The following is a 15895-nucleotide window of genomic DNA, read 5'->3' on the forward strand; positions in this document are numbered from 1 at the left end:
GAGCGGTGAGTGTCGTTTTGGATTATGGGTATTTTCTGAAGCTCTACTGAACGATAAGCCAGAGGGCGTAACCGACAAGCAGCCAGTAACACAGGCGACGCGCCCATCGATCCAGTCGTGCCGATGCTCTCGCGTTCAATGCCGCGTCCAAGACAGCGCGACCCCGGTCCTGCCACCACGGCCTGATCGCCGCCTGGTCGCCCCGAATCATGAGCTTGCCGATGCGGCCATCCCCGATTTTCGCCATCATCGACTGCATCCTCGGCGATAGGGACGGCCCCCGGCTACCGGCGGGTCCGACCAAAGCCGGGTGCGGGCGATCAAGACGTTCCAGATAGATGTCCAGCATCACGCCGGCAACGATCGGTCCGGGATGAACCAGAACGTTCCAACATATCAGGATCCAGTAGGCGACCAGGCAAAACAGAACCAGGCCCACCAACGGGGCAAGCAGGTTGGCACCGAGCCACACAATATTGGGGCTCCGGACATACTGCTCCTTGATCAAAACCAGTCCGATGGCAATCAAGACACCCAGCACCAGATCCAGCAAAAGACCCCAGAGTGGCGCCAGGTCACTCACCGGTTTCAGAATCGACAGGTACGCCGCCAGGTGAACCCGGCTGCCGGGCACTTCACGCCCCATCATGTGAAACACGTCCGTCACGCCGTAGCGGCTGCCGATCATGAGTAGCTGGCCGTCCATCGGTTTGCCGGTGACGCCGGAATCGACGGGCTGACCATCGAGCGTCACGGTGAAATCCCCTCCGGGCTCGCGGGCGTCCAGTCGGAGGGTGGGCATATCCAGCTCGCCGAAGCGCCTGAAGTTCAGCGTCGCCAGGTACGGCTCCAGACGGCCACGGGACAGGAAAACAGCGGATGCGGTATTGAGGAATGTCCGGTCCAGCAATTTGCCGACCGACGCGTCTGGCGACGAACACTGAGGATGGGAGGTTCCGAAACGAGGCACGGCGAACAGCTGCTCCAGCTGCGAACGCTGCGTCTCGAGAAACGCACAGGCCGCGCCAGCGGTGTCGGCGGCCTGATTAATGCGCCTGGGCCAGACACTCGCGCTAAACCGGCAGCGCACCGGCTCGCCGGTATCGTGTACCGCCTGACAGATCGCGTGGGCAAAGCTGGACGGCGTATCCAGGTAGTGCAACACACCGCCATCTTCGACAATGAGATTGGCCAGCCCGAAGTAGAGGTTGTCGACATCCGCCAGCTCGTTCACCCACTCGATTTTTCGGTCGAGAGCCATGTCCGTGCTGACCGGTTGGGGCAGCAACAACACGGTGGGCACCCGCGGCGCAATGGCCTTGAGCGTACAGGTCAGATCGCAGGCCGGCGTGGGACGAAACGGATCGTCAGTGGGGTTGGGCGACAGGTCGAGATCGATCGCGATGACGCCGGGAACGCCCAGTTGCCCGCCGATCCCGCCTTCCGGATCGGTCAGCGAAAGCAGCAAGTCGCGCAAATGATAGCGACTGAGCGGCGACTGCTGGTTGAAAACGCGCTCATAGGCCCGCTGATCAATTTCCAGCGTGAAGAGTCGTGGCGAATCGGCGTCTTGATGCCCCGATTCGGCGTCGGGTAACCAGCCTGCGCGCTCAAGGCTCACCGCAGCGAACCCCAGCGTCACGTTCTGGATACGATCGAGCCACTGGAAATGGGCGGCAATGACCACCAGGCAGGCCACCAGGAGTGTGCCCGGAAAAACCTCCCCAACCCGCTGCGTCAGCCAACGGAACGCTGATGGTCTCGCCATAGAGACTCCCGGCGCTATCCGGGTCGGCATCCGGTCGTACGGGACGGGCCCTCGCACGGCATCACGGAGCGTTCAACGAATCGATACTTTGATGAAGAAAACAGGCAGGAGTACATGACGCCGCATCCTTGCTGTGAAAATCAAGAGTCCGGAAACGAGATACCTGATACAGCAATTAGGCAACAGCACTGCATGAAGTGTTAGGCGACACTCGCAAGCCTGTCAACTTGATTCATTCCAAGCGGAGGACGCGACCCGGGTCTCATTCCGCCACTCTTCCACTAACGGCGAAATGCCCGTGTTTTGGTTAGCGTGGTAACATTTCAGGCTAGACCGTCGGTTGGCGGCGCCCTGTCATGCGGAAGGATTGAGAGAAGTATCCGGTGAAACCCAAGCCCCAGCGTCTGATCATGAACCTGATGACGGCCATGGATGACGATGTCCTTCCGGTTCGAATCGCCATCAACATCTGCGAGCTGTTCGGTGTGACCAGCAACAGCACGCGGGTCGCCCTCACTCGCCTGTGCTCAGAGGGACTGATCGAGTCCAGCGGACGCGGTCTCTACCAGCTCACCGATCGCGCCCACAAGCTCAGTGACGACGTGCGGGGCTGGCGCGCCTCCCTGGAACGTATCCGGCCCTGGACGCAGCACTGGGTCGGCGTTCATCTCGGCAACCTGCCCCGCAGCGACAAACCCGCCGCGCGCCGACGGTTACGGGCCCTGGAAATCAACGGTTTCCGCGAACTCAGCCGCGACCTGTTCGTCCGCCCTGACAACCTGACCGGCGGCGGCGCGGCGATCCGGGAACGGCTGTATCGTCTGGGGCTGGAGTCGGAAGCGCCGGTGTTCGCACTCTGCGATCTCGACGAGGAGCGCGACCGTCAGGCCCGCAACCTCTGGGACCGGGACGCCCTGGAGCAGGGCTACCGCGACGGCGCCCGGCAGCTGGATCAGTGGCTCAAGCAGGCCGACGTGCTGGAACCGGAAGCGGCGGCCCGGGAATCCTTCGTGCTGGGCGACCGGGCCATCCGTCGCATCGTCTTCGACCCGCTGCTGCCGGACGAGCTGATCGACACTGGGGCCCGCCGGCGGTTCGTCGACACCCTGATCGAGTTCGACCGAACCGGTCATGCCATCTGGCGGCAACTCTACCGGGTCAGTTCCGAATAGCGGCGATCGCGCCTCAGGAATCGGGTGTGCTGGCCTCGTCAGGATGAGGGGCCGCGTAGTCGCGCATCAGGCGCACATATTCCTTTGAACCGCGAAACCTGCGTATGGCGCGATCGAAGGCATGCACCAGCTCCGGGTCGGTGGTCGGTGCGAACATCAGGTAGACACTCCCCTCGCTGATCGGCTTGACCGACGCCGAAAGCTGGTCGGCAATGCCCAGGCGGTGGGCTTCGTGCCAGCCTACGGCGCGATTGACCATGAAGGCATCCACCCGGCCCAGCAGTACCATGTTCAGCCCGGCCCGGATATCCCGCACTTCCTCACGCTCGAACTGGGGCGCAGACCAGACATCCCGGGTGTAGGAGTAGCCGGCCGACAGACCGATGGTCAGCCCCTCCAGACTGTCAAAATCCTCGTAGACCAGCGACGAGCGGCGATCGGAAAACAGCACGGTCTCACTGTAGGCCAGGGGTTCGGCGGGATACAGGAAAAGCTGCCGGCGCTCGACGGTCATACCCGCACCCAGCACGGCATCGGCCTCGTTGCGGGCCACCAGGTCCAGTGCCCGTTTCCAGGGAACAAAACGCAGGCGCGGCTCGTACCCCATCCGTGTCAGCACGGCCTGGGCAACCGTCCACAAGGGGCCGGTGGGTTTGCCGTCCCGTTGCTCCACCAGCGGCGGCCAGGGTTCGGTCACCAGTTCGAGCACTTCGGCCCGCACGGTCCCACCGCTCCCCCACACGACAAGGGCGAGGATCAGGCAACGGGCGCTCGAAAACTTGAACATACGGCGTTCACCCTTGGGACGAAAAGCCACGAGTTTACCAGCAATTGCGATCGCACGACCCAAGCCGTGATCTAGGAACGCAGGGTGTAGACCCGGTCCTGGTCACGACCGGCAATCTGCTGGGGCAGGTTTTCATTGTCGAAACTGTACCCCAGCAGACGAATGTCCTCGGCATACACCTCCGCCACGATATCCCGGGTCTCGGGGGTGTAGAATTCCGTGTAATGCGCCGTCTCTCCGCGGTTGAGCATCGGCAGCGAGGCGCTTGCGCCGAGCCGTGCCGCCACCTGGCGGAAATCCTGCTCGATGTTCTCCACGAAACCGACGAAATCCAGCTTCACCATCTCGCGCCGATCCAGCATGAAATGATACTGCGGGCAGAACGGCGTCCACTTGCGGACGTTGCGACGCGTCAGCCAGCGCCGTACGAAAGTCTCGAAGTCCCCATGCGGCTTCAGTTCCTGCTCGTACAGGCGCCGGTCCGTCGCGCTGCCGCCGCCGTCACGCAACGACGCGTAGATCGATACCAGCCGGTCCCAGGGATTGCGCACGAACGCGAACTTGAAATACTCCGCAACGCAGCGCGGCTCGAAGATGTTCAGGTACTGCTCCAGCGTGGTGTGGCCGCCGGACAGGTTGCCGAACAGGGTCTGGCTGATCGCCATGCCGGCGCAACGGGGAACCTGCACAAAAATCGCACGCTGGCGGTCGAACGGCCGAAACGAGTAACCCTGGGGCGACTCGTCCTGGCGCAGGCGCTGTGCTGCTTCAAACGCGCCCTTTTCCTTGAGCCGATAATCCCAGCGTTTGAGTTGAAGATAAAGTTGCGGCGGCAGCTTTTCCCAGATGTCGTGCTTCATGGCCATATGTCCCTATGCGGCGGGTCCCTCAAGTAACGACCAGGACCTCCTGTCCCGGTGTTATTAGGATAACGCCGAGAGCGAGCACTTACAGTGGGGCCACTGGCGACAGAGCGACGCCGCCGTCATGTCGCGACGACGTGAGCCGCCGGCCTCTACAGGGAGAATCGGGTGGACTGGTGCAGGAGTTTCTCGGCAAGCCGGCGCAGACGGCCGCTCACATCCGCCAGGTGATGGACCTCCCCGCGGCTGGCCAGGATATCCCGGCGAATCGCCAGGACGCTGTTGTCACCGGCTTCCATAACCGCACGCTGGTGAGCCGCCGCCTCGGCGGTCTGGCGATTGGCCAGGTTGATGCGCTCCACGCCGTCGGCAATGGTCGCCAGGCGTTCGGCTAAGCCATCGAAGACCTCCACCGTGTCCCGGGTGGCGTCGCGACTGTCCGCCATGGCCGCGTCCGCTGCCTTGGCGGCGGTTTGCAGCTCGTCGATCATGGACTGGATTTCCAGCGCCGACTGCTGGGTTTTCTGGGCCAGCGAGCGAACCTCGTCGGCGACTACGGCAAAGCCGCGCCCCTGTTCGCCGGCCCGCGCCGCCTCAATAGCCGCGTTCAGAGCCAGCAGGTTGGTCTGCTCGGCAACCCCGGTGATCACGTCCAGAACGCTACCGATGCGGTAGCTGTCGCGGGTCAGCTGATCCACCCGGTCGCCGCCGCGGTCAATGCTGGAGGACAGCCGGTCGATGACCGGTCGGCTGCTGTCGATGGACATCGTCGCCTCACGGGCGGCACCGTCCACGCTGTCGGCCGCTTCGGCCGCGTCTCGGGCACTCTCGGCCACCTGCTGGACGGCCGCGGTGGCTTCGCTGACCGCCGACGCCGCCTGCTCGGTATCCGCCTCCTCGGTGCGGAAATTGGAAGCCAGCCCTTCCGCCAGCCGCTCCATCTCCGAGCTGGTGGCATCCAGTTGCCCGGTGACATCCTGTGTCTCCCGCAGCACCGTCCGGGTCTCACTCATGACCGCCTGCAAGGCATGGCCCACGCGGCTGCCCGGCGGCCGCTCCGTTCCCCGCAGGTCAATGCGGTCGCCCCCCTGCAACAGGCTGCCCACAGTGGCATAGACTTCTTCCGTTTCCACCGCCTCGCGCCGCAGTTTGATCGCCATCACCACCAGGATCACCGACTCAAACACCACATAGGCGGCGTGCAAGAGCACGATCTCCAACCCGGTATTGGCCTCGAACACGTAGACCGACCACACGCCGGCCACCTGCAGGTAATTGAATACCAGGTGATGCACCGCGATCACGCCCGCAGCGGCGACGATGGGCAGCCAGTCCCGGTAATACAGCAGAAACGCCAGCAGCATGAAGATCCCGAAGTGCATCTCGATCATGCCGTGGGCCTGGTGGATATGCAGCGCCGACAGGATCATGAAGCCGGCGCCGAATCCCACCCGCGACAGCCGACTGCCCGGGCTGAGCCACGCCAGGGCGACTGGCACCACCAGCGCCGGCACACCGAACCAGAACAGCGCCAGCCAGGTGTCGTGCCACCCGGCCAGTGCCACGGCGTAAAGCAGCAGAAGCGCACTGACACCGGCCATGAGGCGATCCGCCTGGCGACGCTGGCGGTCAAGGCTGTAGAGCGTGTCCGACGAACGCTCGGCGGCAGCCGCCGCTGGTGCGGACGTAGAGATATCCGGGCGCAGGATCGTATCCATACGAGATTCTCCTGGTACGTGGTCTCAGGTCTTCCGGTGCCGGATCGCACAGAAGCAGCCCAGGGCCACCTCATTGATCCAGGGTGTCACGGATTCATGGTTCCGGAGCCGGCTCAGTTCGTCTTCCACGAAGTTGATGCCGCTGCCACAGGAGGGGCCGCTCGAATAGGGGCCGAAGTACAGCAGTTGGCCTCCAGGCCCAAACAGCGCCGCCGCCGGGACCGCCGAAACCAGCTGCCATAACGCTGGCAGCTTGCGTCGGTCCACCGCTTCACCGAGGTCCGGGACCGCGGCGTCGGCCGTCGGTGGCAACGCCTGGATCACGGCAAGATCGGACCGACTGTATTCCGCCCGCAAGCGCCTCAGGTGGTCTCGACTGGCGTCGTCGCAGCGGCAACCCGGCTGCGAGAAATGCACCAGCGTGACGCCGCCCGGCTCGACCCCGGTCGCCGTCGGCGCGGCGCTCCAGGCCCGTTCCAACTGCTTTCGCAATGCCTCCGGAAGGACGGTTTGCGAGGCATTCGCCCCGGGGTAAGGCTGCAGGTATTGAGACTGATACCAGCCGTAACCCACCGCCGAGCCGCCCAGCCAGGTCAGCAGTAACCCCATACCGATCCATCGCCGCCAGCCGTCCATGGAACTCCGAAAAAGTCGCAAAACCAACTATTGACTGTAGCAGGATGCGCCAGGCTCGGCGGGAAAGTCTGTATAGAAAACGTTACAAGAATGATGCGGTGTTCATTTTTCTTGAAAGAAAAGAAAGCCGCCGCATCGGGCATTAACGCCGGCCGAAAAGCGCCTTGCAGTGCACCGGTTGGATCTGGCCGCCGGAGCGTCGAAGAACGGACGTGCGACGGTAAGGAATAAGGGCGGGAGAGATGAAACCCGGCGCCGCAGGGGCACCGGGTTCAGAAGGAGACGGGGATCAGCTCAGCCAGCCGAAACGGTCCGGAGTCTGGCCGGATTGCAGCGCGCGCAGGGCCTCGCTCAGCTTGCGGGTGTTGGGGCCCACGCCGCCGTCGCCGACCGGGTAGCGGGTATCGCCGTGGACGAAGGCGCCCACGCCGGACAGCACCGCCGCGGTGCCGGACAGGGCCGCCTCGCCGGTCTTGATCCATGCCTTCACCTCGTCGACGGTGAAGTCCCGCTCGACGACCTCATAGCCCAGGTCCCGGGCCAGGGTGATGATCGAATCCCGGGTGACGCCGTGCAGGAAGGAGGGATCCAGCGGCTTGGTCAACAGACGGTTGTCGTCGATCAGGAAAAAGTTGGAGGCACCGGTCTCCTGCACGTCACCGCCGGGGCAGAACAGGACCTGGTCAGCGTCGTATTCGGTCCGCGCGCGGTTCACGTGGCGCAGGGCCGCAGCATAGTTGCCACCGGTCTTGGCCTGGCCGAAGCCCGGCGTGCTGCGCATTTCCTGGTCCTCGATGAGGATCGTCAGGCCCTTGCCGCCGGCGAAGTAGTCACCCACCGGCGACGCCAGGATGTAAACGAGCGCTTCGGCCGACGACGCGCCGGCCGCACCGATGTTGGCTTCGGTACCGATCAGCGTGGGCCGCAGGTAGAGCGCGCCGGGCGCCTCGGGAATAATATCCCGCGCCAGCTCCACCACTTCGCGGATCATCGCCTCAACCATCTCCGCCGGCGGCTGCGGCAGACACAGCAGGGCGGCGCTGCGCTGGAAGCGGGCCACGTGCCGTTCGAGCCGGAAAATACGCACATCGCCGTCCGGCATGCGGTAGGCCTTGAGCCCCTCGAAACAACTGCTGCCGTAGTGCAGCACATGGGACGCGGGATGCAGAGGCAACGGACCCACCGGTACCGTTTCCACTCCCTGCCATTGTCCGTCGGCGTAACGCGCGAGCGTCATCTTCTCGGCGAACTGGGTACCGAAGGGCGCGGGCGCCGCGGCGGTCTGGGAAGCGGTATCGGAAGCAACCTCTGTCATGAAATGGTCCTCAATGCTGCGGGAGTAACGGAATTGACCTGGGAGGGGGTCACGGAGCCTCTATTCAGCTCCTTGATAGCAACCTACCATTATCAACGCTTGCCGGACAGTGGCAATGTCCGCAATTTTCGCCGCTCCGGTTGCCCGGATCAAGGATTAACCAACCGTTCTGCAATGAGGCGTCGACGCCCCGTCGACCATCGCCGAGCGCGACTCCCGGTATCCCCTCATCCGGGCAGCCCGTTGCAGGCCGCCCGGATGGCGCTCAAGCCGACGACTCGTCGCCCTCAGGCCAGCGCCTGGGCCGGACCGAAAAACTCGTAGTGCTGGTCGGCCTCGGGCACCGCGCGCGCCTTCAGCAGCTGCCGCACCTGCTGCAGCATCGGCGTGGGTCCGCAGAAATACCAGGCGGCGTAGGCATCGCCTACCAGTTCGTCCAGCAGCGGGGCATCGATGAAGCCCGTGCTCTGGCAGCGACCGGCTTGCAGATCGCCGTCCAGCGGGGCACTGAACCGGGCATGCAGCCGCAGGTTGTCGTAACGCTGTGCCAGCTCGGCCAGCTCTCCAGCAAACGGCTGGACCGCGCTGTTCAACGCCGCCTGGATGAACACCACCGGGCGCGCCGCCGGGGAGGCCTCCAGCGCCACCGTCAGCATGGACATCAGCGGCGTGATCCCCACGCCACCGGCGATGAAGACCAGCGGCTTGTCCGCCGGTTCGGGCAGCGTCAGGGTGAACTCGCCAGCCGGCGGCGCCACTTCGAGGCTATCGCCCACGTTGATGTGGTTGTGCAGGTAGTTGGACACCACGCCGGCCGGCACGTCGCCCTGCCCGGCTTCGCGCTTGACGCTGATACGGAACCAGGGCTCGCCGGGCCGGTTGGACAGGCTGTAGTTACGCAGGGTGGTGCCGCCGTCCGCCGTGGGAATACGTACGGTCAGGTATTGTCCCGGCACGTGGGGCGCCAGCACGCTGCCATCCGCCGGACACAGGTAGAAGGACTCGATGTTGTCGCTGCAACGCTCACGTTTCTCCACCAGGAAGCATTTGAAGCCCTGCCAGCCGTAGGTGTCTTCCTGTTGCTCGAAGATCTGCCCCTCGCGCTGGATGAACAGATCCGCCAGTACGCCATAGGCTTCCCCCCAGGCGTTGATGATGTCGTCGGTCGCCGCCTCACCCAGCACCTCGCGGATCGACGCCAGCAGGTTCTCGCCCACGATCGGGTAATGCTCCGGCTTGATGCCCAGGGACACGTGCTTCTGTGCGATCAGCTCCACCGCCCCGGCCAGGGCCGACGGGTTATCGATGTGCTGGGCGTAGGCGCAGATGGCACCGGCCAGCGCGCGCTGCTGGGTGCCCGCCTGCTGGTGCGCCGGATTGAAGAAGGCCTTCACTTCCGGGTTGTGCTCGAACATGCGCTGATAGAAGTGGCGGGTCAGGGTCTCGCCGTGTTCCTGCAGGACGGGAATGGTTTGCTTGACGACATCGACGGTGGACTGGCTGAGCATGTCTGGACTCCTTGTGTCATAAGGCGGCGCAGGCCGGGCGTCAGTACGCTGATCGCCATCGGGGCCGGAGCCTTGCTTAAAGCGGTATTTTACTTACCACTTTAAATAGGCATATTATTTACCAAATTAATCAAGGTCAATAGGCATGCAGCTCACCGCGCATACTGATTACTCCCTACGCCTGCTCATCTTCATGGCCGTGAAGCGGGACGACGAGCCGGCCACGGTGCAGGATGTGGCCCTGCACTACGGCATTTCCGCCCACCATGTCGCCAAGGTGGCACGCACCCTGGTGCAGTTGGGCTACCTGAAAAGCCACCGCGGCCGCGGCGGTGGACTGGAACTGACGCGGAAGCCGGCTGAGATCAACATTGGCGCGGTGGTACGCCAGACCGAAAACCTGCGCCTGCTGGAATGTTTTGGCCCGGACTCCACCTGCCCCATCGAACCCGGCTGTACCCTCAAAGGCGTGCTCGGGGAAGCGTTACAGGCCTTCATCGACGTGCTTGACCGCTATGTGCTGGCGGATCTCGTGGACAATCGCCAGGAGCTGCGCCAACTGCTGGGCCGCCGCTGAATCGCCATACAGTCAGCCTATCCCCACGATTCGGGTTTTCCCTGACCTCCCCCCGGTGTCCCGGACGAATCGGTCAGGTACAATCGCGCTCTGATTTGAACGCAGCCAGAGACGGGTCATGAGCACAGACGATTACAGCTTCCGCTTCGGTGGTATCGAACGGCTCTACGGGCGCACCGCACTTCAGGCATTCCGGGGCAGCCACATGGCCGTGGTGGGCCTGGGCGGCGTCGGCTCCTGGGCGGCGGAGGCGCTGGCCCGCAGCGGCATCGGGCGCATCACGCTGATCGATATGGACGACGTCTGTGTGTCCAACACCAACCGCCAGCTGCATGCCCTGGCCGGCCAGTACGGCCAGACCAAGACCGACGTCATGGCGGAGCGGCTGAAGGCCATCAACCCGCAGCTCGACGTGGTGGTTCACTTCGGCTTTCTCACCCCCCGCAACGTGGCGGAGCTGGTGGGCGACGACCTGGACGGGGTGATCGACGCCATCGACAGCGTCAAGGCCAAAGCGTCGCTGATCGCCCACTGCAAACGCCGCAAGATCCCGCTGGTCTGCGCCGGCGGCGCGGGCGGCCAGATGGACCCGACCCAGATCCAGGTCAGCGACCTGTCGCGCACCACCCAGGATCCATTACTGGCCAAGGTGCGTAATCTCCTGCGTCGGGAGTACAACTTTTCCCGCAATCCCAAGCGCCGCTTTGGCATCGAAGCCGTCTATTCGCTGGAGCAGTTGACCTATCCGTCCGGTGATGGCGAAGTCTGTCTGCAGAAGCCGGACACCAGCGGTCCGGTCAGACTGGACTGTGCCTCCGGCTTCGGAGCGGCCAGCCCGGTCACGGCGACCTTCGGTTTCGTCGCGGCGTCGCGGCTGCTGAACCGCCTGGCACGAAAATCCCGGGAGGCCAGCGCCTGAGTATGGCTACAGAAGTGTAACGACATGACTGTGACTACACTGTAGGCCAGGACTTCCCGTCGACCCACTGGAATGGATCACCCTTTTCTATGTCTGCGAACATCGTTCTCCTGCTCGCGAGCATTGGCGTCATATCGCTGTTCTGCCAATGGCTGGCCTGGCGCGTGCGCATGCCGGCCATCCTTTTTCTGCTGGCCGGCGGGATTGCGGCTGGCCCCTTGCTGGACTGGCTCAACCCCCAGGCGCTGTTCGGTGACCTGCTGTTCCCGCTGATCTCCCTGGCGGTGGCGGTCATCCTGTTCGAAGGCAGCCTGACCCTGCGCTTCTCCGATATCAAAGGTCACGGCCGCATGGTGCGTAACCTGGTGCCTGTGGGCTCGATCGTCACCTGTACCATCGGCACCCTGGCGGCGCACTGGGCGCTGGATATCGACTGGGAAATCGCCCTGCTGTTCGGCGCCATCGTTGTGGTAACCGGGCCGACCGTGGTCGCCCCGCTGCTGCGCTCGGTCAAGCCTGCCGCCAAACTGGCCAACATCCTGCGCTGGGAAGGCATCATCATTGACCCGGTGGGCGCACTGCTGGCGGTCCTGGTGTTCGAGGGGATCGTCTCCTGGGGCCAGGGCAACGTGTTCGGCCATTCGCTGTATATCTTCGCCAAGACGCTGTTCATCGGCATCGCCCTGGGTGCCCTGTCCGGCTGGCTGACCGGCATCGCCCTGCGCAAGCACCTGGTGCCTCAATACCTGCACAACGCCGGCACCCTGACCTTCATGCTCGGGGTCTATGCCCTGTCGAACGAGATGGCCCATGAGTCCGGGCTGTTGACGGTCACTGTGATGGGTATCTGGATGGCCAACATGAAGCAGGTGCCGATCGAGAGCATCCTGGAGTTCAAGGAATCCCTCAGCGTGCTGCTGATCTCGGCGCTGTTCATCATCCTCGCGGCGCGGGTCGAGTTCAGCGCCATCGCCGAGCTGGGCTGGAGTCTGGTGGCCGTACTCGCGGTGCTGATGTTCGTGGCCCGGCCGATCAGCGTGTTCCTGTCCGCCATCGGCACGTCTCTGAACTGGCGGGAGAAGCTGTTCCTGAGCTGGGTGGCACCCCGCGGGATTGTTGCCGCCGCCGTATCCGCGCTGTTTGCCTTCCAGCTGCAGCGGGTGGGGTACGAGAGTGCCGGCGTGCTGGTGCCGCTGGTGTTCATCGTCATCATCGCCACCGTGACCCTGCAGAGCCTGACCGCACGGCCCATCGCCACCCTGCTGAAGGTCGCCCAGCCGGCGGATTACGGCTTCCTGATCCTCGGCGCCAACGGCGTGGCCCGGCAGATCGGCCGCGCCCTGCAGAAGATGGACGTGCCGGTGGTGCTGACCGACACCAACTGGGAGAACGTGCGCCAGGCGCGCATGGACAACCTCAACGTCTATTTCGGCAATCCGGTGTCGGAGCATGCCTCCACGCACCTGGACCTGACCGGCATCGGCAACCTGCTGGTGATCTCGCCCTACAAGCAGCTCAACTCACTGGCCACCTACCATTTCCTGGACTGGTTCGGCGGCGGCAGTGTCTACAGCCTGTCAGAAGGCGATCAGGACCAGAAGGCGCGGCACCAGACCGCGGAAAAGATCCAGCAGACCCGCGGCCTGTTCGGCGATGTCAGCTACGCCAAACTGGCCAGCATGGTGAGCAAGGGCTATACGGTGAAAACCACCCAGCTGTCGGAGGCCTTCACCTTCGACGACTACAAGGCCCAGTACGAGCAGCAGGCACTGCTGCTGTTCATCATCGACCCACGTGACCGCATCCAGGCGGTGACCAACCAGACCAATATCAAGGTGGACAAGGGCTGGGTCCTGGTCAGCCTGGTGCCGCCCCAGCCGCCGAAGGAGCGCAAGGAGAAGGAATCCGGACCGGAGCCGGTCGGTCAGGCAGCGCCGGAGCCTCAGCGGGCCTGACAGTCCAGCACCAGCTTGCCGCGCACGTGGCCGGTTTCCAGCCGGCGGTGGGCGGCAGCGGCCTCGGCCAGGGGGAAGGCCTCGTCAATGTGCAGGCGCACGTCGCCGTCTTCAATCAGCTCGGCGATTTCCTCCAGGTGGAAGATGTCCGGCCGCACGGTCATGCCATGGGCCTTGAGCCCCATGTTTTCCGCTTCGGTGATGATGGGATCGGCGGTAACGGTGGGAATGGTCACCAGCACGCCCTGTTCCGCCAGGGTGTGCAGGGAGCGCTTGCCGGTATCGCCCCCCACCAGGTCCAGCACCAGATCGAGCCCGTAGCAGGCGTCGACGAAATCGTCCGAGGTGTAGTCGATCACCTCGTCCGCCCCCAGGGTGGCGAGGAAATCGGCATTGGCCCCCGACGCCGTGGCAATGACGTGGGCGCCGCGGGCGCGGGCGAACTGCACGGCCAGGTGACCGACGCCTCCGGCCCCGGCGTGGATCAGCACCTTGTCATCGGCCTTGAGCTGGCCCATCTCGAACAGTCCCTGCCAGGCGGTCAGGGCCGCCAGCGGTAAGGCGCCAGCGTCGATCAGCGGCAGCTCCTCGGGCACCAGGATCAGCTCGTCCGCCCTGGCCAGGGCGTACTCGGCGTAACCGCCGCCCTGGGTCGGGAAGCCAATCATGCCCATCACCCGGTCGCCGGCCGCCAGGGTGTGGACGCCCTCGCCCACATCGGTGACCGTACCGGCCACGTCGTAGCCCGGCGTCCAGGGCAGCGCATCCTTGATCTGCTGGGCGGCGAAGCCCAGCCCCTTGCGGGTTTTCCAGTCGATGGGATTGAGACCGGCTCCGGCCACCCGGATGCAGACTTCACCGGCCGCCGGAACCGGATGTTCCGCCTCCGCCAGCTTCAGCTCATCAGCCTCCCCAAAACGCTCATAGACGATGCGACGCATGGTGACATTCTCCCTGGGCTGCACAGTGGCGGCACCGGTTCTCTGGATCGGGTTCAGGATCGACAACGTTTCAGGGTCGTCTCGGGGTCCGGGAGCCGGTTTCCAGCAAGCTTAGCAGAATCGCCACGGAACGCGCCCTGCCGCGGCTTGCTATTCGTCAACCGGCTCATCCACGCGCACAACAGCGTGACCGAGCAACTCGCCGTATTCCTTGGGCACCCGCGCCGGCCGCTGGGTCTTGAGATCGACGCAGGCGTGTGTAGACAGGGCGCGCACCAGGCACTTGCCGTCGGACACCCGCATCAGCTGAAACCGACGGGCAGACCGGAAACGACCGTCAAAGTCGACCAGCCAGGTACCCAGCAGCAGGTGCTCGCCTTCGTTGGCGGCGGCCAGGTAGTCAATCTCCGTGCGGGTGATGGCCATGGCCTTGCCAGTGGCCTCGTGACGCTCCCAGGTCATGCCCAGGCTTTCGATGTGGGCCCAGCTGACCTCTTCCAGCCAGCGCACGTAGACCACGTTGTTGGCGTGGCCCAGACGGTCCACATCCTCGGGCTGCACCGTGATCGGCAGGATGAACGGATCAGGCAGATCCCAGTCGATCAGTTCGGGAACGTCGATCACTCTTATTTCTCCTCTTACAGGGCGGGGATGGCTTCCATGGGCAGCCGTCCAATGCGGTTATTGTGCAGGGTCCCGAAATACAGCCGGTCCAGGTGCGGCTCCACCGAGGTGATCTCGGTCAGATAGCGCCCGCCCGGATCTTGCAGGCTGGTCAGGATCTTGCCGTCTTCATCCAGGGCCAGCACCAGGCCGTAGCGTTCAACCGGCGGTTGCAGGCTGTCCGGTAGCTTGGCCACCTGCTCCTTGAGCCAGGGATAGGGATTGATCCAGTCGATAAAACGGTTGCGCGGCGACGGCAGCGCCAGCCAGAAACGTCCCTGACTGTCCGCCGACACGCCGTCCGGAAAGCCCGGCAGGTTATCGATGAACACCTCGGCGGTGCCGGCGTTGCGGCCGGTCAGCCAGTATCTCAGCACCCGGTATTTCCAGGTTTCATTGACCAGCAGGAAACTACCGTCCTTCGACACCGCCACGCCATTGGCAAAATGGAGGTTGCGCAGCAGTACATCCGTCTTGCGGGTGGCCGGGTTATAGCGCAGCAGGCGGCCGTGGGGCTGCATTTCCAGCAGGTCGAGCCGGTACTGGGACTGGTTGAAGCGGGAGCTGGCGTCGGTGAAATAGATCATGCCGTCCGGGCCGATGTCCACATCATCGGTGAAACGGAACGGGAGCCCCTCCGCCTCCTTCGATAGCGTGCGGATGTTGCCGGAAGGCGGATCGATGGACAACAACCCCTTGTAGGCATCAGCGACGATCAGATTGCCGTTGCGGTCGAATTCCATGCCCAGCGGCCGGCCACCGGTGCGGGCCCAGGTCTCCACCCTACCGTCGGGCCATACCCGGACGATGCGACCGTCCTGGGTGCCGCCGTAGACCCGGCCGGCGGAGTCCACGTCAACGTCTTCCGGGCCCTCCACCTGGCCCACGCCCAGCAGTTCGGACAGACGCAGGATCTGGTTGGGTGCGGCGGCACCGTTCAGGCCAGGCGCCGGAGGCGGTGTCCAGGCATGACTGTCGACCGGTGAAGGCGTCAGCAGGAAACCGCCGATCACCAGGAACACCACCACACACAACGCGTAGATCCACCGCATGCCGTCTCCTTCCAATGCGCC

14 protein-coding genes are annotated in these 15895 nt (G+C 64.2%); 4 read left to right on the forward strand and 10 right to left on the reverse strand.

Translation table 11 applies throughout. The annotated features are described in order from the left end of the window. Positions 1-43 precede the first annotated feature (43 nt). Positions 44-1687 (reverse strand): hypothetical protein, encoded by a 1644-nt coding sequence (locus tag GQB00_RS10680; protein WP_165856203.1) that lies wholly within the window; start codon positions 1685-1687, stop codon positions 44-46. 464 nt (positions 1688-2151) lie between these two features. Here GQB00_RS10680 and GQB00_RS10685 point away from each other — a divergent pair, with 464 nt between their 5' ends. After that, complete coding sequence (locus GQB00_RS10685) at positions 2152-2940, forward strand: PaaX family transcriptional regulator C-terminal domain-containing protein (protein ID WP_204355708.1); 789 nt, start codon at positions 2152-2154, stop codon at positions 2938-2940. A gap of 13 nt (positions 2941-2953) precedes the next feature. Here the strand turns inward: GQB00_RS10685 and GQB00_RS10690 are convergent, their stop codons facing one another. The 6 genes from GQB00_RS10690 to hmpA form a co-directional block, all read right to left on the reverse strand. Beyond that, positions 2954-3727: a substrate-binding periplasmic protein gene (locus tag GQB00_RS10690; protein WP_165856204.1), complete on the reverse strand. Its 774-nt coding sequence runs from the start codon at positions 3725-3727 to the stop codon at positions 2954-2956. Positions 3728-3798: 71 nt separating this feature from the next. After that, complete coding sequence (locus tag GQB00_RS10695) at positions 3799-4587, reverse strand: sulfotransferase family 2 domain-containing protein (RefSeq protein ID WP_162628719.1); 789 nt, start codon at positions 4585-4587, stop codon at positions 3799-3801. A gap of 155 nt (positions 4588-4742) precedes the next feature. Beyond that, the gene (locus GQB00_RS10700) at positions 4743-6308 is read right to left on the reverse strand and encodes a methyl-accepting chemotaxis protein (protein ID WP_165856205.1); all 1566 of its coding nucleotides are present in this window, start codon (positions 6306-6308) and stop codon (positions 4743-4745) included. Positions 6309-6332: 24 nt separating this feature from the next. Further along, positions 6333-6917 carry a DUF6436 domain-containing protein gene (locus GQB00_RS10705; protein WP_165856206.1) on the reverse strand — a complete coding sequence of 195 codons (585 nt, stop codon included), beginning with the start codon at positions 6915-6917 and terminating at the stop codon, positions 6333-6335. Between the two features lie 316 nt (positions 6918-7233). Next, positions 7234-8259: a branched-chain amino acid aminotransferase gene (locus GQB00_RS10710; protein ID WP_111493869.1), complete on the reverse strand. Its 1026-nt coding sequence runs from the start codon at positions 8257-8259 to the stop codon at positions 7234-7236. 287 nt (positions 8260-8546) lie between these two features. Beyond that, positions 8547-9767 carry an NO-inducible flavohemoprotein gene (gene hmpA, locus GQB00_RS10715; protein ID WP_165856207.1) on the reverse strand — a complete coding sequence of 407 codons (1221 nt, stop codon included), beginning with the start codon at positions 9765-9767 and terminating at the stop codon, positions 8547-8549. 145 nt (positions 9768-9912) lie between these two features. Between hmpA and GQB00_RS10720 the strand changes: the two genes are divergently transcribed. The 3 genes from GQB00_RS10720 to GQB00_RS10730 all read left to right on the forward strand — a co-directional run bounded on the left by GQB00_RS10720 (position 9913) and on the right by GQB00_RS10730 (position 13218). Beyond that, positions 9913-10344, forward strand: a complete 432-nt coding sequence (locus GQB00_RS10720) for an RrF2 family transcriptional regulator (protein ID WP_165856208.1) — start codon at positions 9913-9915, stop codon at positions 10342-10344. A 118-nt stretch (positions 10345-10462) separates the two neighbouring features. Next, a complete protein-coding gene (tcdA, locus tag GQB00_RS10725) occupies positions 10463-11263 on the forward strand; it encodes a tRNA cyclic N6-threonylcarbamoyladenosine(37) synthase TcdA (protein ID WP_165856209.1) in 801 nt (266 codons plus the stop codon). A gap of 89 nt (positions 11264-11352) precedes the next feature. Beyond that, the gene (locus tag GQB00_RS10730; protein WP_111493860.1) at positions 11353-13218 is read left to right on the forward strand and encodes a cation:proton antiporter; all 1866 of its coding nucleotides are present in this window, start codon (positions 11353-11355) and stop codon (positions 13216-13218) included. On the opposite strand, the gene GQB00_RS10735 is transcribed toward GQB00_RS10730, so the two are convergent. From GQB00_RS10735 to GQB00_RS10745, 3 genes are all read right to left on the reverse strand, one after another. Next, on the reverse strand, positions 13206-14159 hold the full coding sequence (locus GQB00_RS10735) for an NADP-dependent oxidoreductase (RefSeq protein WP_111493858.1): 954 nt from the start codon (positions 14157-14159) through the stop codon (positions 13206-13208). The two genes, GQB00_RS10730 and GQB00_RS10735, sit on opposite strands and share 13 nt — an antisense overlap. Positions 14160-14309: 150 nt before the next feature. Next, positions 14310-14783, reverse strand: coding sequence for an acyl-CoA thioesterase (locus GQB00_RS10740; protein ID WP_323127267.1), 474 nt, complete (start codon positions 14781-14783; stop codon positions 14310-14312). Between the two features lie 14 nt (positions 14784-14797). Beyond that, positions 14798-15874 (reverse strand): SMP-30/gluconolactonase/LRE family protein, encoded by a 1077-nt coding sequence (locus GQB00_RS10745; protein ID WP_165856210.1) that lies wholly within the window; start codon positions 15872-15874, stop codon positions 14798-14800. Positions 15875-15895 lie beyond the last annotated feature (21 nt).

The organism is Marinobacter sp. JSM 1782161 (genome assembly GCF_011421605.1).
GTDB classification, from domain to species: Bacteria; Pseudomonadota; Gammaproteobacteria; order Pseudomonadales; family Oleiphilaceae; genus Marinobacter_A; species Marinobacter_A bohaiensis.